1 protein-coding gene is annotated in these 216 nt (G+C 74.1%); it reads left to right on the forward strand.

The annotated features are described in order from the left end of the window. Positions 1–216: MucR family transcriptional regulator (locus tag ACLBX9_RS03195; protein WP_447717892.1), on the forward strand; the 216-nt coding region annotated here is incomplete at both ends.

Here is a 216-nt window from a genome sequence, read left to right on the forward strand (position 1 = left end):
CCGCCGAGCTGCCGGCGCTGATCGCCCGCGTGCACGGCGCGATCGCCGGCCTCGTCGCCGGTACGCTGACGGTCGAGACCGGCGCGGCGGCCCCGGCGGACGTCGACAAGCCCGGCGCGGCCCAGATCCGCAAGTCGGTCCGGCCCGACGGCATCGTCAGCTTCATCGACGGCAAGACCTACAAGACGCTCAAGCGCCACCTCACCAGCCACGGCC

The sequence above is a fragment of the Methylobacterium sp. A49B genome (genome assembly GCF_053346215.1).